The 19,976-nt window shown below is 37.1% G+C and carries 19 protein-coding genes; 9 read left to right on the top strand and 10 right to left on the bottom strand.

What is annotated here, in order from left to right; translation table 11 throughout:
* Positions 1-31: 31 nt before the first annotated feature.
* From ACFOW1_RS00390 to ACFOW1_RS00375, 4 genes are all read left to right on the top strand, one after another.
* A complete protein-coding gene (locus tag ACFOW1_RS00390) occupies positions 32-874 on the top strand; it encodes a hypothetical protein (protein WP_379011418.1) in 843 nt (280 codons plus the stop codon).
* Between the two features lie 242 nt (positions 875-1,116).
* A complete protein-coding gene (locus ACFOW1_RS00385; RefSeq protein ID WP_379011417.1) occupies positions 1,117-1,785 on the top strand; it encodes a succinate dehydrogenase cytochrome b subunit in 669 nt (222 codons plus the stop codon).
* Between the two features lie 154 nt (positions 1,786-1,939).
* Positions 1,940-3,913 carry a fumarate reductase/succinate dehydrogenase flavoprotein subunit gene (locus tag ACFOW1_RS00380; RefSeq protein WP_379011416.1) on the top strand — a complete coding sequence of 658 codons (1,974 nt, stop codon included), beginning with the start codon at positions 1,940-1,942 and terminating at the stop codon, positions 3,911-3,913.
* Positions 3,914-4,030: 117 nt separating this feature from the next.
* Positions 4,031-4,777, top strand: coding sequence for a succinate dehydrogenase/fumarate reductase iron-sulfur subunit (locus tag ACFOW1_RS00375; protein WP_379011415.1), 747 nt, complete (start codon positions 4,031-4,033; stop codon positions 4,775-4,777).
* A 136-nt stretch (positions 4,778-4,913) separates the two neighbouring features.
* Here ACFOW1_RS00375 and ACFOW1_RS00370 read toward each other — a convergent pair whose 3' ends face one another.
* The 7 genes from ACFOW1_RS00370 to fbp form a co-directional block, all read right to left on the bottom strand.
* Entirely contained in the window at positions 4,914-6,641 is a 1,728-nt protein-coding gene (locus tag ACFOW1_RS00370) for a phospho-sugar mutase (RefSeq protein ID WP_379011414.1), read from the bottom strand.
* Between the two features lie 94 nt (positions 6,642-6,735).
* The gene (locus ACFOW1_RS00365) at positions 6,736-7,236 is read right to left on the bottom strand and encodes a phosphoribosyltransferase family protein (RefSeq protein ID WP_379011412.1); all 501 of its coding nucleotides are present in this window, start codon (positions 7,234-7,236) and stop codon (positions 6,736-6,738) included.
* 105 nt (positions 7,237-7,341) lie between these two features.
* Complete coding sequence (locus tag ACFOW1_RS00360; RefSeq protein ID WP_379011410.1) at positions 7,342-7,905, bottom strand: NUDIX hydrolase; 564 nt, start codon at positions 7,903-7,905, stop codon at positions 7,342-7,344.
* Positions 7,906-7,978: 73 nt separating this feature from the next.
* Positions 7,979-8,500: a YfiT family bacillithiol transferase gene (locus tag ACFOW1_RS00355; protein ID WP_379011409.1), complete on the bottom strand. Its 522-nt coding sequence runs from the start codon at positions 8,498-8,500 to the stop codon at positions 7,979-7,981.
* Positions 8,501-8,792: 292 nt separating this feature from the next.
* Entirely contained in the window at positions 8,793-9,554 is a 762-nt protein-coding gene (locus ACFOW1_RS00350; protein WP_379011408.1) for an ABC transporter ATP-binding protein, read from the bottom strand.
* A 125-nt stretch (positions 9,555-9,679) separates the two neighbouring features.
* Positions 9,680-10,171: a hypothetical protein gene (locus ACFOW1_RS00345; RefSeq protein ID WP_379011407.1), complete on the bottom strand. Its 492-nt coding sequence runs from the start codon at positions 10,169-10,171 to the stop codon at positions 9,680-9,682.
* A 98-nt stretch (positions 10,172-10,269) separates the two neighbouring features.
* A complete protein-coding gene (gene fbp, locus ACFOW1_RS00340) occupies positions 10,270-11,289 on the bottom strand; it encodes a class 1 fructose-bisphosphatase (RefSeq protein WP_379011406.1) in 1,020 nt (339 codons plus the stop codon).
* 210 nt (positions 11,290-11,499) lie between these two features.
* Between fbp and ACFOW1_RS00335 the strand changes: the two genes are divergently transcribed.
* The 4 genes from ACFOW1_RS00335 (at position 11,500) to ACFOW1_RS00320 (ending at position 14,135) form a co-directional block, all read left to right on the top strand.
* Entirely contained in the window at positions 11,500-11,805 is a 306-nt protein-coding gene (locus ACFOW1_RS00335; RefSeq protein ID WP_379011404.1) for a phosphoribosylpyrophosphate synthetase, read from the top strand.
* Positions 11,806-11,812: 7 nt separating this feature from the next.
* Positions 11,813-12,826, top strand: a complete 1,014-nt coding sequence (locus ACFOW1_RS00330) for an isoaspartyl peptidase/L-asparaginase family protein (protein ID WP_379011403.1) — start codon at positions 11,813-11,815, stop codon at positions 12,824-12,826.
* 77 nt (positions 12,827-12,903) lie between these two features.
* Entirely contained in the window at positions 12,904-13,617 is a 714-nt protein-coding gene (locus ACFOW1_RS00325) for a copper homeostasis protein CutC (RefSeq protein ID WP_379011401.1), read from the top strand.
* On the top strand, positions 13,614-14,135 hold the full coding sequence (locus ACFOW1_RS00320) for a hypothetical protein (protein WP_379011399.1): 522 nt from the start codon (positions 13,614-13,616) through the stop codon (positions 14,133-14,135). Before ACFOW1_RS00325 ends, ACFOW1_RS00320 begins: the two co-directional genes overlap by 4 nt.
* A gap of 69 nt (positions 14,136-14,204) precedes the next feature.
* On the opposite strand, the gene ACFOW1_RS00315 is transcribed toward ACFOW1_RS00320, so the two are convergent.
* The 3 genes from ACFOW1_RS00315 to serA form a co-directional block, all read right to left on the bottom strand.
* Positions 14,205-15,455, bottom strand: a complete 1,251-nt coding sequence (locus tag ACFOW1_RS00315; RefSeq protein ID WP_379011398.1) for a tetratricopeptide repeat protein — start codon at positions 15,453-15,455, stop codon at positions 14,205-14,207.
* 100 nt (positions 15,456-15,555) lie between these two features.
* Positions 15,556-16,908: an AAA family ATPase gene (locus tag ACFOW1_RS00310; protein ID WP_379011396.1), complete on the bottom strand. Its 1,353-nt coding sequence runs from the start codon at positions 16,906-16,908 to the stop codon at positions 15,556-15,558.
* Positions 16,909-17,281: 373 nt separating this feature from the next.
* The gene (serA, locus tag ACFOW1_RS00305; protein ID WP_379011395.1) at positions 17,282-18,520 is read right to left on the bottom strand and encodes a phosphoglycerate dehydrogenase; all 1,239 of its coding nucleotides are present in this window, start codon (positions 18,518-18,520) and stop codon (positions 17,282-17,284) included.
* A 236-nt stretch (positions 18,521-18,756) separates the two neighbouring features.
* Between serA and ACFOW1_RS00300 the strand changes: the two genes are divergently transcribed.
* Positions 18,757-19,974 carry a serine hydrolase domain-containing protein gene (locus ACFOW1_RS00300; protein ID WP_379011394.1) on the top strand — a complete coding sequence of 406 codons (1,218 nt, stop codon included), beginning with the start codon at positions 18,757-18,759 and terminating at the stop codon, positions 19,972-19,974.
* Positions 19,975-19,976 lie beyond the last annotated feature (2 nt).

The following is a 19,976-nucleotide window of genomic DNA, read 5'->3' as shown; positions in this document are numbered from 1 at the left end:
ACACCTATTAAGTATGATAAAAACGACCATTTTGAAATCTTATTTTTCAGTTTTGATGATGTTGTTAATATGCAATTGCTTTGGTTTACGCCAAGCAAACGCACAAGACAAGCAGCTTAGCTTTCAATCGAACAATGCTATGTTTCCCGATAATCGATTTAACCCAAACTATAGCAGTAATGATAGTAGGTTTAATGATAATACCACTATCCTTTTTGTTCCAAAATATTTTAATAAAAACAAGCCTTGGCATTATTTTTTATGGTTTCATGGCTGGAACAACAATATTTACAGCACGCTTGAACAGTTCAAATTGAGGGAACAACTCAATGCTTCTGGCATCAACGCTATTTTGGTAATGCCCGAAGCGGCAAAAAATGCTCAGGATAGTTATTGTGGCAAATGGGAGCAAGCCAATTATTTTAACCGATTTATGAAAGATATTAACGATAAACTTGTAGGTGAAAACATCATTAATCCAAATAGCAATGGCGATTTAATGATTGCTGGCCATAGCGGTGCTTCAAGGGTACTTGTACAAATTATCAATTTCAGCAATTTACCAATCAAAAGCATCTTACTTTTTGATGCGATAAGTGGCAATGAAGACAAAATTGCAAATTATCTTCAACATCATACAAATTGTAGCTTGATTAATTTGTACACCAATAAGCCGAATACCAATGCTAGTTCCAAAAAACTGCAGCAAATAATTCAAAAAAATGGTTTGCAATTTGTACAAAAAGAAGACACACAGTTTGCCGAAAACGATATGAGGAAAACAAGCATTTTATTGATGCACACACTTTTGTCGCACAATGATGTAACCACATCCAATGATTATATCGCAAAATTTTTAAAAGCGACCAATTGATTCCAAGCAAGAGATTTATACAATTTAGTGACGTTTTTATTGGTTTAAAGGTTCGTATTATTTGAGGTTTATACCTGTTTAATAACCAATTGAAAATGCATTTTTCCCATTATCATTCAACCATTTAGCACGTTATTGGTTATTTAAGCAATCGTTATCGTAAAATATTTTTTTCAATAGAAGTTGGCATTTGTTGTAGCACTACATTTGCAACGATTTTAACAAACCCATAATCTTGCTTTATGACCTGGAAACAAGTCTTCTCAACATCAGTAGGTAAAAAGCTTACAATGGCGCTTACCGGTATTTTTCTGATTTTATTTTTACTAGTACACGCTAGCCTTAATGCCTGCATTTGGGCAATGGATGGTGGCGAAATGTTTAATAGAGGCGCTCACTTTATGGGTAGTAATGTGGTGCCAAGAATTTTAGAAATTGGCTTATTTGCTGGATTTATTCTCCACATTGTTCAAGCTTACGGGCTTACACTAAAAAATAAAAAAGCAAGAGCTATCGGTTACGAAGTACCTTATGGCAATAGAGGTAGCAAATGGTATAGCCGTAGTATGGCGCTTTTGGGTACTATCATCCTTTTATTCTTAATTATTCACTTATCTCATTTTTGGTATCCTAACCGTTCTAGTCAAGGCTTTTTGTTAGGTGAAGAAATTAACTTATATGCAACCATGCAAGAAACCTTCAGTCATTTGTGGGTGGTTATAGCTTATGTGGCAGGCTGTATTTCTTTGGGTTATCACCTAGCACATGGCTTTCAAAGTGCTTTTAAAACATTGGGTGTACATAACAAGCGCTACCACATCATGTTAAGTAGCTTAGGCTTGGGTTTTTCAATCGTTATTTCTTTAATATTTGCTCTAATGCCTATTAGTTTTTATTTGGGTTGGGTATAGCTCAGTAGAGAAAAAAAACGTACAAGTGTGCGACGCAACAGGCGCTAAATACTTGTACAAAAGCTGGTGACACAAAAAATATCGCACAGTTTTGATGGTAAAAGCCAATAGCGGCAATTAGAAATTCTTAATTATCAATGCTTAATTGAATAGTATGTTAAACGCAAAAATTCCTGCAGGTCCATTAGAAACAAAATGGAACGAGTACAAAGGCCATTGCAAACTGGTAAATCCAGCTAACAAACGTAAACTAGAAGTAATTGTGGTAGGTACTGGTTTGGCTGGTGCATCGGCTGCAGCTTCTTTGGGCGAAATGGGTTATAAAGTAAAAGCTTTTTGTTTTCAAGATAGTCCTCGTCGTGCTCACTCAATTGCCGCACAGGGTGGTATTAATGCTGCTAAAAACTATCAAAATGATGGTGATAGCGTTTTTCGTTTATTTTATGATACAATTAAAGGTGGCGATTACCGTTCGAGAGAAGCCAATGTGCATCGCTTAGCTGAGGTAAGTACCAATATTATAGACCAATGCGTAGCACAAGGTGTTCCTTTTGCTCGTGAATATGGTGGGTTACTAAGCAACCGTAGCTTTGGTGGTACACAAGTACAACGTACATTTTATGCGGCTGGCCAAACTGGTCAGCAGTTATTAATAGGTGCTTACCAAGCCCTTGAGCGTCAAGTGGCTTTGGGTAATGTGAAAATGATGGCGCGTCACGAAATGCAAGATGTGGTCATGATAGATGGTAAAGCACGTGGTATCATCGCTCGTAACTTGGTAAATGGTGAACTAGAACGCCATTTTGGTCACGCAGTTTTGTTATGCACTGGTGGTTATGGTAACGTGTTCTATTTATCAACCAATGCGATGGGTAGTAACGTAACCGCAGCTTGGAAAGCGCACAGAAAAGGTGCTGCTTTTGCAAATCCATGTTTTACACAAATTCACCCAACTTGTATTCCTGTAAGCGGCGACCACCAAAGTAAACTTACATTGATGAGTGAAAGTTTACGTAATGATGGTAGAATTTGGGTACCTGCAAAACTTGGAGACACTAGAAAGCCAAACGATATACCGGAAGAAGAAAGAGATTATTACTTAGAAAGAAGATACCCTGCCTTTGGTAACTTAGTACCACGTGACGTAGCTAGTAGAGCTGCTAAAGAACGTTGCGATGCTGGTTATGGTGTAGGCACTAGTAAGCAAGCGGTTTACTTAGATTATGCAGCGGCTATAGAGCGTTATGGCAAAATAGAAGTGAGCAAACATGGTAACGACCATGCTTCTCAAGAAGAAATTATAGCATTAGGCAAGCAAGTAGTAAAAGAGAAATATGGCAACTTGTTTGACATGTATCAAAAAATTACTGGCGAAAACCCATATGAAGTCCCAATGCGTATTTACCCTGCTGTTCACTATACAATGGGTGGCTTGTGGGTAGATTATGAATTACAAACTACTCTACCAGGTGTATTTGCCTTAGGTGAAGCGAACTTTAGCGATCATGGTGCAAACCGCTTAGGTGCAAGTGCTTTGATGCAAGGTTTGGCAGACGGTTATTTTGTAATTCCGTACACATTGGGTAACTACCTAGCTGATGAAATTTACGCGAAAGCGATTTCTACAGATCACCCTGCTTTTGCAGAAGCTGAGAAAGCCGTTGCTGATCGAATTAATACTTTAATGAATATCAAAGGCAAGCAAAGCGTAGAAAGCTTCCACAAACGCTTGGGTAAAATTATCTGGGACAAATGTGGTATGGCTAGAAACGAAGAAGGCTTAAAACAAGCTATTGCTGAAGTGCAAGCTTTGAAAGCAGAATTTTGGAGCGATGTAAGAATTCCTGGTGGCATTAATGAAATGAACCCAGAACTAGACAAAGCAAACCGTGTTGCTGACTTTATTGAACTTGGTGAATTGATGTGTAAAGACGCGTTGAACCGTAATGAAAGCTGTGGCGGTCACTTTAGAGAAGAGTACCAAACACCTGAAGGTGAGGCATTACGTGATGATGCAAATTATATGTATGTTGCAGCATGGGAATTTGCTGGTGAAAGCAACTGGAACTTACATAAAGAACCGTTGAATTACGATGTAATTAAACCTAGTCAGAGGAATTATAAGTAAGAATGCCCCTAGCTCCCATAGAGGAACAATAAAAGGTTTTCTTCGAGAGGTCTTAAATTTAATTTTCTAACAACTATAAATATTCCCACTTAGGGATGGCTTATGGAAAATAATGGCATGAACCTAACTTTAAAAGTTTGGCGTCAACAAAACACAAAAGCAGAAGGTAAGTTTGAAACTTATCAGGTAAAAAACATCTCACACGAAATGTCTTTCCTTGAAATGATTGACGTTTTAAATGAGCAATTAATAGTTGAAGGTGCAGAGCCTGTAGCTTTCGACCACGATTGTCGTGAAGGTATTTGCGGTATGTGCTCCATGTATATTGACGGTAAACCTCATGGTCCATGGCAAGCAAATACCACTTGTCAGTTGCATATGAGAGCTTTTAAAGATGGCGATACCATCACCATCGAGCCATGGAGAGCGAATGCTTTTCCTGTGGTAAAAGATTTAATGGTTGATAGAAGTGCTTTTGATAGAATTATACAAGCTGGTGGTTATATTAGTGTAAACACAGGTAATGCTGTAGATGGTAACGCCTTACCAATTAACAAAGATAAAGCGGATGCAGCTTTCGCAGCGGCAATGTGTATTGGTTGCGGTGCTTGTGTAGCTGCTTGCAAAAACAGTAGTGCGATGTTATTCTTAAGTGCTAAAGTATCTCACTTAGCATTATTACCACAAGGTGAACCTGAGCGTAGAAGCCGTGTACTTAACATGGTAGCACAAATGGATAAAGAAGGTTTCGGCGCTTGTACCAATACTGGTGCTTGTGAAGCCACTTGCCCTAAAGAAATTTCTTTAACCAATATTGCACGTTTAAATCAAGAATATCTTACTGCTAGCATTACTAGTAATTAGTACTCGTCTTCAAAATAGTAAAAGAGGTCGTTTCAAGAACTTGAAACGACCTCTTTTTTGTTACGTTCAATTGAATTAATAAAAAAACTGCTCTAACTATAGTCAGAGCAGCTATATTTTATTTGACATTACAAAATTATCTCAGCTTCATATCTTCAATTATGGCTTCTATTTTAGCTTCTAGTTCAGCATTTTTAGCATCGAAATCTTCACGTTTCACTAGCTTGGTGTTTACACTAAAGTAGAATTTAATTTTAGGCTCCGTTCCACTTGGTCTTGCAGAAATTTTACTGCCATCTTCTGTGATAAATTGCAACACATTGCTTTTTGGTAATTCTATATTATAAGTTTCACCAGTTAATAAGTTTTTACCCACAGATAAGCCGTAGTCAAGTAAAGTAATCACTTTGCTACCATTAATCGTTGCAGGTGGATTGTTGCGATAGCCTTCCATCATATCAGCAATTTCTTTCTGGCCATTCATCCCTTTTTTAGTAATGCTGATAAGGTTTTCTAAGTAGAAACCGTATTCAATATATAAATCTATTAATTTGTCGAACAAGGTTCTGCCTTTGGCTTTTTCGTATGCTGCCATTTCACACATTAAGGCAACAGAACTTACTGCATCTTTATCACGCACTTGGTCGCCAATCATTAAACCAAAGCTTTCTTCGCCACCAATTACGTAGTTTTTAACGCCTTGTAATTCTTTAATTTTCTCAGCTATCCATTTAAAGCCCGTTAACACATTGTAGCAAGCCACATTATTTTTCTCGGCTAACACATTCACCATTTCTGAAGTAACTATGGTTGTAACTACCATATCATTTGGCTGCGCAATACCTTTAGCTTTACGAGCTTCTAGCATGTAAGCAATAGCCAATACAGCTGTTTGATTACCATTCATTAACACCCACTCACCCTTATGATTTTTTACACCCACACCTACTCTATCCGCATCAGGGTCTGTACCACATAAAATGTCGGCATCAGTTGCTTTAGCTTGTGCTAAACCAATACTCATGGTTTCTTTTTCTTCTGGATTTGGATATACAACCGTAGGAAAATTACCATCCGGTGTTGCTTGCGCTTCTACCACATTTACATTGGTAAAGCCAAAAGCTGCCAAGGTTTTTGGCACTAACATAATACCAGTTCCATGAATTGGTGTATATACAATTTTAAGATCGTGCTGTGCTGCTATAACATCTGGATATACGCTTAAACCCTTCACCATACTGATATAAGCATCATCCATATCCTTACCGATGATGGTAATATTTGCTTCACCACCAGTAAATTTTACGTCATTTACACTTTGTATCGCCTCTACTTCTTTAATGACGTTTTTATCATGTGGCGGTACTAACTGTCCACCATCATCCCAATAGGCTTTGTAGCCATTGTATTCTTTAGGGTTGTGGCTTGCCGTACATACCACGCCACCTTTACAACCCAAATGTCTTATTGCAAAACTCAACTCAGGTGTTGGTCTTAGAGCATCAAACAAAAACACTTTAATACCATTGGCTGCAAACACATTAGCCACTGTTTCAGCAAAAAAGCGACTGTTATTACGGCTATCATGTGCTATTGCCACCTTAATTTCCTCGCCCTCAAATACATTTTTTAAATAATTGGAAAAGCCTTGCGTAGCCATGCCCACGGTATATTTATTCATACGGTTGGTACCTACACCCATAATACCACGCAAACCACCTGTACCAAACTCTAGACTGCGGTAATAACTATCTTCTAATTCTGTTGGGTTTTCAGATTGTAGTTTTTTTATGGCGTCTTTTGTAGTATCATCGTAATTACCTTCTAACCAAAGTTTTACGTTTTGTTCTGCAGTCGCATTCATATGATTAAAATTTTAGGTTTTGCATTTGTGTGAGCACTGTATTTTATTAAAATTATTTGTGTACAAATAAAATCATTTTAACTAACAAAGCATGCTAAATAAACGCTCCTATCACTTCCCCATTTTCTACTTCTACTTGAATATGGTCTTCTAAAGCGGTGGCGATGGTTAGCCCAATATAATCTGATTTTACAGGAAAAGCTTTGTGCATTCTTTCTACCAATACCAACGTTTGGATGCGTTTTGGATAAAACGCTAACAAGGGCTTTAGTGCATATAACAACACCCTACCGCTGTTTGATACATCATCTGTAATTATCACGTTTTTACCATTAAAATCTATAGTTGGATCAGTCAATTCTATGTTCTGTGGTGCATGTTTATCTAAACTTAACCCAATAATGCGAATGGAAAAGTGAACATGTTGTTGCAATAAAGCACCAATTTTTTCGGCTATTACCATACCACTATTTTTCACCCCAATGATGATAAGTTCAGCCGTGTCGCCATCTAATTGCTCGGCTATCTCAAGTGCCATGCGCTGCATTTTTTGCGCAGCTACTTCTTTATTTAAAATATATCTTTTCTCAGCCATTTGGGTATTTTCTTGCTTCAAAGTAAAGGAAAAGAGTTAGTGTATACTGTGATTTTTTTGAATTATTCTAGCTAAGCAACTACCAAATAGTTATCATCTATATTCCTATAACTGTATTGTTAATTTTCCTAGCTTTTCTAGTGCTCTATATATAGCTACCGTATGCATGGCTTGTATAAACGCGCCTTGTCTAAATAATTCTAAAAATTCATCCACCGTTACAATCAATACTTCTAAATCTTCACCTGCATCTAGTTGTTGCTCCGCTACGCATTCACCATCATATGCAATAAACATATGCATGATATTCGTATTGGTACTTGGGTTGGCCGATGTAGTTCCTAGATAGTCAAACTTCTCAAATCTATAACCAGTTTCTTCCAACAATTCCCTGCCGATTGCTGCTTCTAAGTTGGCATCACTAGCATCTACACAGCCGCCTGGTATTTCGTACATAGTTTTCCCTAAGGCATGGCGGTACTGCCTTTCTAAAATCACCCTGCCATCTTTGGTAAACGCCACTGCAGTTACCCAATTGGGAAATTCGTAAACATAATAAGGTTCTACAATTCTACCATCGGGTGTTTGGCAACTTTCAACACGTATGGTAGCCCAAGTATCTTTAATTAAATAGCTCGAGGATAGTACTTTCCAACTTAAATCTTTCATTTTTGAATGCTTGGTTATAAATAAATTCCTCCTCAACAACGCAGAAATTTATACTTTCTTTTATCGAAGTTACCTACCAATTATTACGTTCTCTTAATGTGGTAATATGCGCAACATGATGTTTACCATGCCATGCATACATACCTAGCAAAAACCACAAACTCATGGTTTTTTCACTTGCAGGATGATAGACCGTTCTTTGCCATTGTTCTTCTGTAAGATTGGCGATCGTAGCATGTAGTCGTTGATGAATAGCATAAAGCATCGTGATAGACGTATTAATTGGCACCAAATCTATATCGGCCAATAACGCCCAACCTTTCTCTTCGTAAGGCTTAATAGTAGGGTTATTTTCCGTCAACCCAAGTTTAAAACGACAATAAGCGTTTACATGACTATCTGCAATATGATGTACTAATTGTTTCACCGTCCAACCGCCATCACGGTAAGGTGTTTCAAAATGCGTATCGTTTAGATTTTCAATGGCCATTTCTACTGCTCTTGGCAAAAATTGAATATCTGCAAGCCAAGCCGCCTTTTGATTTTCAGAAAATGGTTGTGGTTCAAAATGACCTATAGGGTAGCGCTGATCCATAATTGATAATATATATTTACTGACTTAATATTGGTAAAAATATGGTTTCACTAGCATTCTCAGCTTTTGTATTCAAGCTACTAGTAAGGCCAGATTCACCATATGTTGCTTGTATATTTAATACCATGTCTTATGCCAAGAACTTCATAATAAATCTTAGCCAGGAGGTAATATGATTATCCAATCAGTATCTCCGACATACAATAGTTAACCTACTTAAAAATTATTTCAAACATATCAAAGACTGGATTTTTTCTTACTCTTTGCCTCATGACACCTTAGCCTTAGACAATTACTCTTCCCGCATATTCACACCTGTCAAATTAATAAATACATCTTCCAAATTTGCTTTTTTTACTTGTGTTGGTCTTTCAAAACCAGTGGCCACAAGGTCGTCTATCAGTTGGTTAGGTGTGTTGATAGCGATGATATTACCACTGTCTATAATGGCTACTCTATCGCACAACACTTCGGCTTCATCCATATAGTGCGTCGTAATAATTACGGTAGTCCCTTGCTTACGAATGTCTAAAATTAAATCCCAAAGGTTGCGCCTTGCTTGTGGATCAAGCCCTGTAGTAGGTTCATCTAAAAATATAATTTTCGGCTGATTGATTAAGGTAGTAGCAATAGAAAAGCGTTGCTTCTGACCACCACTTAGTTCTTTAAACTTGGCTTTGGCTTTATCACGCAAGTTTACTTTATCTAAAAATTCAAGCGGATCTACCGTTTGGTTGTACAGCCCTGCAAAAAGGTTAATCAATTCTACCAAATTTAAGCCAGGGTAAAAGCCACTAGCCTGCAATTGCACCCCGATAATTTTTTTAATATCGTTCGGGTTTTTGTCAAGGTCAAGCCCATCTACTACAATTTTACCACTTGTTTTTTGGCGTAGAGTTTCGATAATTTCTAGTGTGGTAGATTTACCAGCACCATTTGGCCCAAGCAGCCCAAATATTTCGCCTTCATACACCTCAAAGCTAATACCCTTAACAGCTTCAAATTCGCCATAGGTTTTGCGTAAATCTTGTACACTTATGATGACTTTTTGCATAATGATTATTTTATAATAGCAACAAGGAAAATACTGTTGTCTCAGAGAAAAATGGCTGTATTTAGCACCAGAAAAATCTGTGTGAATCTAATACATCTGCTTCATTCGTGTGTTTATCTTCTTTATTAAAATTTTACCACCACACCCACACCACTATTTGTTATACCTAAACCTGCAGTGGTTTTGGTCGTATATTTTTTATTAAACAAATCGATAGCAGCAGTTAATTTGTGCTGACCTACTAACATCAAATAACCACCCACAATAGAAGTTGCTAAACCGCCACCAACAATAGCCCAGCCAGCACCCTTATTATTGTTGTTAGATGTGGCGATACCTACGCCAAATCCAATACCAAACGAACCTACAATGCCTAGCACATTACCCACTACTTTATTGCTTTGGTGTTGTTGAAATAGCTTAATGAGTTCTGCATCGCCAGTGCGTAAAAACAACGTTTTAAACTGAGTACTGCCATTGTAAATGGTATCGTTGTAAATAATAGTATTGGGCTTATTGGTAGCCGCAAATACCATTTTATGATGGTTGTAGGGTTGCTGCGCAAATACAGTTGCTGCAAGGCAAATACCAATGACTAATAAAAAAACTGGTTTCATAATACAATATTATAGCAAGGCAAGTAACACAAAAAGCGCCATAAAACATCATTTTGTAATGAAGAATTATGGCGCTTTGTTATAAAAAAAAGTTGGATTTATTTTTCACCAGTAATATAAGTGTCTAGCTCATTCATCATATCCATACTGCCTATAAAAAAAGGCGTACGTTGGTGTAAAAATGTAGGCTGAATATCCATAATACGCTGCTTACCATCGGTGGCTCTACCACCTGCCATTTCAATAATGTAGGCAAATGGATTGCACTCGTACAATAAACGCAACTTGCCCAAAGGCTTATCTACCGTACCAGGATACATAAAGATGCCACCCTTCATAAGGTTACGGTGTACATCGGCCACCATACTGCCAATATAGCGCTGTGTATAAGGGCCGCCATTGCTTTTATCTTTTTTCTGACAAGCATTAATGTAGTTACGTACACCTTCAGAATATCTAAAAAAATGCCCGTGATTAACTGAATATACATTGCCACTTGACGGGCATTTTATATTTGGATGACTTAAACAAAACTCGCCAATAGCAGGATCTAACGTAAAACCATTAACACCCAATTTAGTCGCATATACAAACATGGTAGAAGAACCATAAATCATATAACCAGCAGCCACCTGACGGTTGCCTGCTTGCAAAAAGTCTGCTTTCGTACAAGGCTTACCTACCTCACTTACGCGGCGATACACACTAAAAATAGTACCGATAGAAATGTTCACATCAATATTACCACTACCATCTAAAGGGTCAAACTGAACCACATACTTACTATTATTGCTCACTTCATCATCAAACACGACAAAATCATCTAATTCTTCACTACCAATACCAGCGCAGCTAATCCCGTGTTTTAGTACGCCCATAAATTGGTTATTTGCATAAATATCAAGCTTTTTTACATCTTCTCCTTGCACATTAACACTTCCAGCATCGCCAAGTATATCTACCAAGCCTGCTTTGTTTACTTCTACATTTACACGTTTGGCAGCAAGTCCTAAATCTCTGAACAAACTACTCAATTCCCCAGTAGCAGCAGGGAAACCTCGCAACTGCATAATTGTAAATTCGTCGAGGGTTAAAATGTTTCTGTTAATTGTCATCATTCAATCGTTAAGTTTGGGTTTAAAGGTAACAGAAGGATTTTGTGGAATGTTAATAATACGCTCAATTTATTTATGATAACGTTTGCGGTTATAGCTCTCAATGCGCCTAGACAAGACCATGTTGACTGAGCTATTTTCAAAATTTTCAACTGTAGGTAGTATCCTTTATTTGTTTACATAAAATAATCCCTATCTTCCTTAAAATATTTTATGACTCATTACGATACATTGGTAGAAGCATTAAACGACTTAGAAGCGAAAGGTTTTACCACCGATTTTAAGATTGCTTTTGATAAACTAGAATGTAAGACTACAGGCGTTTGCTTAAACCCAAATGCATTTGAAATTGTGGCACATTATCGTTTTGAAGGCGAGAACGATCCAGACGATTCTTCTGTTGTATACGCTATTACGGCCAAAGATGGAAGCATGAAAGGTGTATTGGTAAATGCCTATGGTGTGTATGGTGATACTATCAGCGATGATTTAATTAAAAAATTAGCTATTAACGAATAAGCCAACAATGCAAAGAAGAAAATTTTTACAGTTAGGATCTTTAGGTGTATCAGCCGCAAGTTTGGTATCTTTTAGAGGAAAACAAACAGTTATAAAACCCATCGTTATTTCAACTTGGGACGCAGGTATAGCAGCCAATAAAGCCGCTTGGCAAGTATTGCGCACTGGTGGCAGAGCGTTAGATGCCGTAGAACAAGGTGTAATGGTTACGGAAGCATCCCAAAACTGCTGCGTAGGCTTAGGCGCAAATCCTGATAGAGATGGCTTTGTAACGCTAGATGCTTGCATTATGGATGAAAACTTTAACTGTGGTAGCGTAGCATTTTTAGAACGCATCAAACACCCCATATCTGTAGCAAGGCGGGTCATGGAAAAAACACCGCATGTAATGCTAGTGGGTAGCGGTGCGCAACAATTTGCCCTAGCCGAAGGCTTCACGCTAGAAGATGGCAAACTGAGTGCTGATGCGCAAAAAAGTTATGATACATGGCTTAAAAAGAGCGACTACAAACCCATAATTAATATAGAAAGAACAGAAAGTGGTCATGGCCCTTTTGCACCTGAAAAATTAGATACAGGTGAATGGAACCACGACACTATAGGCATGGTAGCCATGGATGCAAATGGTAACCTAAGCGGTAGTTGCACCACAAGTGGACAAGGCTTTAAAATGCGCGGTAGATTGGGTGATTCGCCAATCATTGGTGCTGGTTTATTTGTAGACAATGAGGTAGGTGCTGCTACAGCCACTGGCCAAGGTGAAGATGTGATACGCATTTGCGGTTCGCACTCTGTGGTTGAGTTTATGCGCCAAGGCTTGCACCCAGAAGCAGCCTGTAAAAAAGCCGTAGAGCGCATCATAAAAATTAAAGGCGCTAAAGCAAAAGACATTCAGGTAGGTTTTATAGCCATTAATAAACAAGGCGAATACGGTGGTTATTGCATACAAAAAGGCTTTAACTATGCGGTATGCTACGAAGGGAATGAGAATTTGTTAGTAGATGGTAAGTATGTTATTTGATTTGATATTTGAAATTAGAATGTACTAGTATTGACTACAAAAAATCCCAAATCATAAACCCCAAATTTCAAATTCCAATGCTTCTCGAAGTACCTGTTTTTAATATTAATTCAGCCATTATTGCCGCTAATAATGGTGCAGATAGATTAGAACTTTGTGAAAATTATGCAAATGGTGGCACTACACCAAGCTATGGCGTACTAAAAATGGTAAGGGAAAAAGTCAGCATTCCTGTGAACGTATTAATTATACCCACTGGTGGTGATTTTGTGTACACAGATGTTGAATATGCAGCCATGCAACAAGATATTTTGCTGTGCAAAGAATTGGGTTTTAATGGTGTGGTATTAGGCGTATTACTGCCCGATGGCAATATTGATATACCTAAAACCAAAGCTTTGGTGCAACTCGCCTATCCTATGCAAGTAACCTTTCACCGTGCTTTTGATAGATGCATTAACCCTTACAAAGGCCTAGAAGATATTATTAGTTGTGGCTGCCATCGCATACTTACTAGCGGACAAAAAGCAGATGTTGTAGCTGGTAAAAACTTGCTGCAAGAATTGGTTACCCTAGCAAAAGACCGCATCATTATTATGCCAGGTGGTGGCGTAAAAAGCAGCAATATGCAAGATTTAATCAATACCATTAACACCAAAGAATACCACGCAAGCTGCAAAAAAATGATTCCTACAGCGATGGATTATATAAACGAAGCAATGCAAGATGATAACAACGAAACTAGTGTAGATATTACTGAATTACAGACCATCAAACGTTTACTGCAATGAATATTGCTGAAGCCATTTTAGAGAAATATTCTACCGACCATGCTATCGCGATTACAACTTATGCGGCTAGTTCTAGAGCAAAGTTTAAAGAACTAATGGATTGTTTTGCAAGCGATCACTACAGGCTTTCTCAGCGGGCTTCTTGGTGTGTTAATTGGGCGGCTAAAAAGTACCTAGAAATGCTTGAACCCTATATTGACTTATTGGTAGAAAGACTACAAAGGCCTAATGCCAATGATTCTGTACAGCGCAATGCACTTAGAATTTTAAACGATACTAATATACCAGAACAACATCATGGCAACTTGATGAATATTTGTTTTGCATTTATTGAAGACCCCAATACGGCTACTGCAGTAACAGCCTTTTCGCTGCACATGCTGCGAAAGCTTAGCAAATTTTATCCAGAAATTTTGCCAGAATTACAGCTACTGATTGAAGACAGAATAGATAATGAAACGCCTGCTTTTAAAAGCGCCGCTAAACAAATTTTAAAGCTGAAAATGATAAAGGTTTGAATTAACCATAAAGCAAAAAAGAAACTAATGATATTATTTCATAGCACCATATTTTCATAGCAGTAAAGGCTATTTAAGAATTCTGGCACTGCTTGACCAAGTAAAACCAACCAAGAAAATAAAATAAACGATACCGAAAAATGTACCTACTTGTGAGCTAAAAAAAACGGTAATTAACGCAGCCAAACCTAGTAATAGCATGATATGAGCCGTTACCAATCTACCATTACCTTTAAATAATTTAATCGGAAACACTAACTCATTTATAGGCAAGGCAAAAGAGGCGACAAGTGCTGCAAGTATAAAAAATCCTTCATTTACCATAAACCCAGGAATAATTAGTGCTATAGCAATTGCCGTAGTAATACCTACACCAATAGCACTGTACCGTTCATTATTATCTAATACATACCTACCATGTTTTGTAAATAGCAAATACAAATTAGCAAATGCACTGCTCAACCACGTCATCACAAAAAACAATACATAGAAAATCAATAAAACTGTAGCTAACTGCGTTAGAAATGCGTTGGTTTTTACATTGTTTAGTAAATTAACCAATAACCATAAGCCTAGTGGCAAGCCAATTCGCACGCCACGTTGCTGTCTGCTTATCCAAAGTGAATATTGCAACATCCAACGGTAAAAAGGCATTCTAGATTTTAATGCCGCTTTATAACCTTGCTTAGCGTAAGCATAATTTGGATTTAATCGCAATGCTTCTCTAAAATGATGCGTGGCCGTTTTATATTTTCCTTTTTCTAAATAGTGCCAACCATAATTGGCATGTGTTCTATAATCTTCTGGGTCAAGTTCTAATGCTTCGTTAATCGTTTCGTAAGCTTCTTCTTTTCTATTCAATCTAAACAAAGCAGTTGAACGTGCATTTAAACAACCTACATTTTCCGCATCCACAGCAAGCCCATTATTGGCAGCTTCTAAAGCAATTTGATAGTCCTTCTCTTCCAAAAGAATATGTGCTTTTAAAGCAAAATACCCAGCATTGTAAGGAAAAATTGCAAGTGCTTTATCCAAAAATTGTAACGCAAATGAATTATGATTATTTTGATAGTATGCAAATGCAATTAAGTAAAACACATAATCGTTATGTGCTTCATATTGCAAGGTTTGCTTGAGTATGGTAATGGCTTCATCAGTTTGTTTGGTATCTAATTTACAGTGTCCTAAAATCACCAATGCATCCACGTCTTCGGGATTGTTTTGCAATACCACACTTATTTGTTGTTCGGCTTCTTTATAGCGTTTTTGTATACGCAACAATTCTGCTCGCTGTAAAAAATTATCCCTATTTAACATCATTGTAAAAAGTGAATGGTCGATTGTGAAAAGTGAAACGTCAATAAGCCAAGGTCGTTTATTACTTACAAAAATTCGTGCAATTGTTTCTCAATAAATGTAATCACTTCTTCAGTTTCATGTAATTCAAAATATCGTCGTACAAGCCAGATTCATTAGCGTACAATGCATAGTTTTTTGCCGAACTAAACCATTCGCTAGTAGTGGCTTTATGTTGCTTTACAGCCTTTTGTAAATCTTTGGTGGTAATTTTTTCTATTCTGCCTTTTGCTAGTGATTCCTCTAATTTGTACTCAGTCGCAATGTCTACTACCGCTTTTAAATCAGCACCAGAATAGCCTTCTGTTATTTTAGCGATACCAGCAATGTCAATGGTTTCTGCTGGTTTGTGCTTTAAATGTTGTGTTAAAATTTGTGCTCTACCTTCTACATCTGGTGGCGCTACAAATACCACTCTGTCAAATCTACCCGGTCTTCTAAAAGCCGAATCAACGCTCCAAGGTGCATTGGTGGCTGCTAAAATTAATACACCTTCATTACTATTTTCTACACCATCCATTTCGGCTAAAAACTGGTTAATCACATGACGCATACTGCTCCCTTTCATATCGCTTCTGCTGGCACCAATAGCATCAACTTCATCAAAAAATAATACACAAGGCGCATTTTCTCTAGCCTGCATAAATACTTCGTGCAAGTTTTTTTCACTATTTCCCATCCACATGTCTAATATATCATGCAAGCCAATATTGATAAACTTAGCATCAATTTCTCCTGCGGTGGCTTTTGCCAAATATGTTTTACCACAGCCAGGAGGACCATATAACAAAATACCCCCACCAGTTTTTTTCCCAAATGCTTTGTACAATTCAGGATTTTTAAGCGGCTGAATAATTTTCATTGAAATCTCTTGCTTCACCTTGTTCATACCACCCACATCCTCAAATTTCAAGTCGGGCTTTTCCATAAAAAACTGAGGCGCCGCACTACCTTCAAAACCTTCTTCGCCAAACAAATCGTCTAGATCGTCCTCATCTTTATTAAGCAAATTGCCCATATTTGGCATGCGTAAAGCAGCGTCTATTTCTTCATCTTTAAAGCCGGGATTTTGTTGCAATATTTTCTTGTAAACCTCTACCGCTTCTTGGTTAGAATGTTCTTTAATTAAACATTTTACAAACGGTACCATTTCTTCCCAATTCAAAGAATTATCAGCCATTAACGCCTCATATACTAAAATTGCGGCACTATATTTCTTTTGCTTAAAATACACAGTGGCCAAGCCTTTTCTAGCTTTTGCGTTACCATAATTTTTGTTCAATACCTCTTGATATTGTTCGGCGGCATCATCTAACATATAGCCTTTTACCATTAACTCTGCCAAATGCAAGCGCAACGGAATATTATCTGGCGAAAACGACAATGCTTCTTTTAATTGCTCAATACCTTCATTCATAATCCTAAATTTTTATAATTGGTGGTTTTTTAACCAAACTTACCATCACATTCCTACTGCAATATACTTTTTGTAAGCCATCGGCTGAACCTAGATTTTGCAGGATACAATAGATTTTGAGGAAATTGGAAAAATAATAATCTACTCAAAATTGTTTTACAAAACCAACGTTATCTTTTTTGCAAATATAATAGCGCAAATAACCCAAGCCTTGCGGCTTGGGTTATTTAACATTTATTGGTTTTCTAGCTTATTTATTACATATTTAAAATATTGCACACTATATAAAAGCTGCAAAACGATAAGAACGTAGAAGTGTGCGACGCAACAAGAGTTAAATAGCATTACAATTGCTGGTAACACAAAGAAAATACTAGTACAACATACGCACTTTAATGGTTTCCTTAACGTTGCGCAATAGTTCTGCTGCTTGTTTTGATAGCTTTTTATCTACATCTAATACCACATAACCAATATCTTCGTTGGTTTTTAAGTATTGGCCCACAATATTAATATGGTGTTTACTTAGCTCGGTATTGATAGCACTTAAAACGCCAGGCACATTATTATGAATATGTAAAATACGATGGGCGCCTTCCACTGGTGGCAAGCCAATAGCAGGCAAGGTTACAGAGCCATTGGTAATCCCTTTTTCTAGATATTGAAATAGTTTATTGCTCACATCCTCACCTATATTTTCTTGTGCTTCTTCGGTACTACCGCCGATATGTGGTGTTAAAATAACATTGCTTAAACCTTGCAAAGGCGTAGTGAATGTATCGCCATTTTTTTCTGGCTCCCAAGGGAAAACATCAATAGCTGCGCCACTCAATTGACCATCTTTTAAGCATTTGGCCAAAGCCTCTAAATCAACCACCTCGCCACGGGCGTAATTTATTAAAATAGAACCTTGTTTAAAGTGTTTAAGATTGGTTTTGTTAATTAAATTCTTGGTTTGCGCTGTTTCTGGCACGTGTAAAGAAATAATATCAGAGGTGCTTACCAAATCTTTCAAGGTTTTACAAGCTATTGCATTGCCAAGCGGCAATTTCGTTTCTGTGTCGTAAAAACGCACTTTCATACCTAGGCTTTCGGCCATAATACTTAGCTGAGAACCAATGCTACCGTAGCCAATAATACCAAGTGTTTTGCCGCGCATTTCAAAGCTCCCTTTGGCTTCTTTGTTCCAAATACCGTTGTGAGCGGCCGCGTTTTTATCTGGTATTCTGCGAATAAGCATAATACTTAACCCGATAACTAATTCTGCTACACTACGGGTATTGCTATAAGGTGCGTTAAATACAGTAATACCTTGCTTGGTAGCTTCTTTTAAATTTACTTGATTGGTACCAATGCAAAAGCAACCAATCGCTTGCAATTTTGCTGCACTATCTAGAACCTTTTTCGTGATTTGTGTTTTGGAACGAATACCTAGTAAGTGAACATCTTTTACGGCTTTTATCAATTCGTCTTCACTTAATGCACCACCAAGTTTAGTCACGTTGGTGTAGCCATTTTCTTTAAATCTCTGAACCGCTTTATCGCTGATGTTTTCTAAGAATAAAATTTTAATCTTTTCTTTTGGATAGCTGGTCAATTCTTGCTTATTCATGATGCGAAAATAAATAAATTAGAAATCATTTAGCCAATTTGAAAATAATTACAAATTTTTAAAGAAGACAACCATTTTTCTTGAATTTTTTATAAACGCTTTGCAAAAATCTAAGTTTATAGCAGTATGTGATATGCAAATAATAATCCGCAGTAAAGTTCAAAATTCTAAAGTTCAAATTCAAAATCCGCAAATAGCAACCCCTATATTTGCCGCAAGTGAAAAAATAGTGTCTGATGCAGAAATTTAAGATAATTCCAGTTCTCTCATTTTTAGTTTTAGCTTGTAGCAATACCCCTACCAATCATATTACAACAACGATTGCAAAACCAGTAGTTTACACACCAATTACACCAAAAGAAAAAGAATATTATGCTAGTTTGGTAGCGCCTTTGTACAAAACCATGCTGTTAGATAAAGGGTTTAATGGCGCTATTATAGCTGCGAAAAATGGAGAAATTGTATTTGAAGATTATCATGGCTGGTACGATTATAAGCGTAAAGACAGTATTACGGCTTTAACACCTTTTCACATTGCAAGCACCTCTAAGACATTTACCGCAATGGTGGTATTGCATTTAATGGAACAAGGAAAATTAGACTTAAATGATAATGTTCAAAAATATTTGCCAACATTTCCTTATCAAAATATTACGATAAAAGATTTATTAACGCATAGAAGTGGCCTACCCAACTACGTTCATTTTATGGAAGGCGGTAGTGAGGTAGAGATTATTAGAAAGAAAAATAAAAAAGGTAAAACCATTAGTGTAAAACGTATTGTAAGAGGTAGAACAGATGGCTTTAAAGGCATTGCAACCAATAACGATGTATTAAAGTTTATGATTACTCATAAACCTGCCATTGAAGCTAGCCCAAATAGAGTGTTTCACTATTGCAATACTAATTTTGCATTATTGGCGCTCATTGTTGAGAAAGTAACAACCATTGATTTTCCTAGATATATGATGGATAGCGTATTTGTGCCTTTAGGATTAAAAAGTAGCTATGTTTTTAGTATAAAAGACACTGCAAATTATCACCCATCGTACCAACCCAATTGGGCACCCTTTAAATTTGAAAAATTAGACTGCGTATATGGCGATAAAAACGTATACAGCACGGTACGAGATTTATTACAATGGGATAAAGCCTTGTATGCGGGCAAATTTGTAAGTCCAAAATCGTTAGAAATGGCTTTTACAGGCTATAGCAATGAAAAAAGAGGTGAACATAATTATGGTTTAGGCTGGCGTTTAATTGAAAAACCAGATCAAACAATTGTATACCACAATGGCTGGTGGCATGGCAACAATGCTGTTTTTCAACGTTTAATCAAAGACACTGCTACCATCATAATTCTTGGTAATAAATTCAATAGAAATATTTATGCTGCAAGCAAAATGTCATCTGTATTCACAGGTTTGGTAGATACTACCAAAACCATTGAATAGTC

The sequence above is a fragment of the Parasediminibacterium paludis genome, assembly GCF_042651445.1.
Lineage (GTDB): Bacteria > Bacteroidota > Bacteroidia > Chitinophagales > Chitinophagaceae > Parasediminibacterium > Parasediminibacterium paludis.
The sequence above is the reverse complement of the archived record's forward strand: the minus strand, read 5'-3'. Positions and strand labels throughout refer to the sequence as shown.

Coding starts and splice junctions, on each gene's coding strand:
- ACFOW1_RS00385 (WP_379011417.1), top strand. CDS start 1,117: ATGACCTGGAAACAAGTCTTCTCAACATCAGTAGGTAAAAAGCTTACA.
- ACFOW1_RS00380 (WP_379011416.1), top strand. CDS start 1,940: ATGTTAAACGCAAAAATTCCTGCAGGTCCATTAGAAACAAAATGGAAC.
- ACFOW1_RS00375 (WP_379011415.1), top strand. CDS start 4,031: ATGAACCTAACTTTAAAAGTTTGGCGTCAACAAAACACAAAAGCAGAA.
- ACFOW1_RS00370 (WP_379011414.1), bottom strand. CDS start 6,641: ATGAATGCGACTGCAGAACAAAACGTAAAACTTTGGTTAGAAGGTAAT.
- ACFOW1_RS00365 (WP_379011412.1), bottom strand. CDS start 7,236: ATGGCTGAGAAAAGATATATTTTAAATAAAGAAGTAGCTGCGCAAAAA.
- ACFOW1_RS00360 (WP_379011410.1), bottom strand. CDS start 7,905: ATGAAAGATTTAAGTTGGAAAGTACTATCCTCGAGCTATTTAATTAAA.
- ACFOW1_RS00355 (WP_379011409.1), bottom strand. CDS start 8,500: ATGGATCAGCGCTACCCTATAGGTCATTTTGAACCACAACCATTTTCT.
- ACFOW1_RS00350 (WP_379011408.1), bottom strand. CDS start 9,554: ATGCAAAAAGTCATCATAAGTGTACAAGATTTACGCAAAACCTATGGC.
- ACFOW1_RS00345 (WP_379011407.1), bottom strand. CDS start 10,171: ATGAAACCAGTTTTTTTATTAGTCATTGGTATTTGCCTTGCAGCAACT.
- fbp (WP_379011406.1), bottom strand. CDS start 11,289: ATGATGACAATTAACAGAAACATTTTAACCCTCGACGAATTTACAATT.
- ACFOW1_RS00335 (WP_379011404.1), top strand. CDS start 11,500: ATGACTCATTACGATACATTGGTAGAAGCATTAAACGACTTAGAAGCG.
- ACFOW1_RS00330 (WP_379011403.1), top strand. CDS start 11,813: ATGCAAAGAAGAAAATTTTTACAGTTAGGATCTTTAGGTGTATCAGCC.
- ACFOW1_RS00325 (WP_379011401.1), top strand. CDS start 12,904: ATGCTTCTCGAAGTACCTGTTTTTAATATTAATTCAGCCATTATTGCC.
- ACFOW1_RS00320 (WP_379011399.1), top strand. CDS start 13,614: ATGAATATTGCTGAAGCCATTTTAGAGAAATATTCTACCGACCATGCT.
- ACFOW1_RS00315 (WP_379011398.1), bottom strand. CDS start 15,455: ATGATGTTAAATAGGGATAATTTTTTACAGCGAGCAGAATTGTTGCGT.
- ACFOW1_RS00310 (WP_379011396.1), bottom strand. CDS start 16,908: ATGAATGAAGGTATTGAGCAATTAAAAGAAGCATTGTCGTTTTCGCCA.
- serA (WP_379011395.1), bottom strand. CDS start 18,520: ATGAATAAGCAAGAATTGACCAGCTATCCAAAAGAAAAGATTAAAATT.
- ACFOW1_RS00300 (WP_379011394.1), top strand. CDS start 18,757: ATGCAGAAATTTAAGATAATTCCAGTTCTCTCATTTTTAGTTTTAGCT.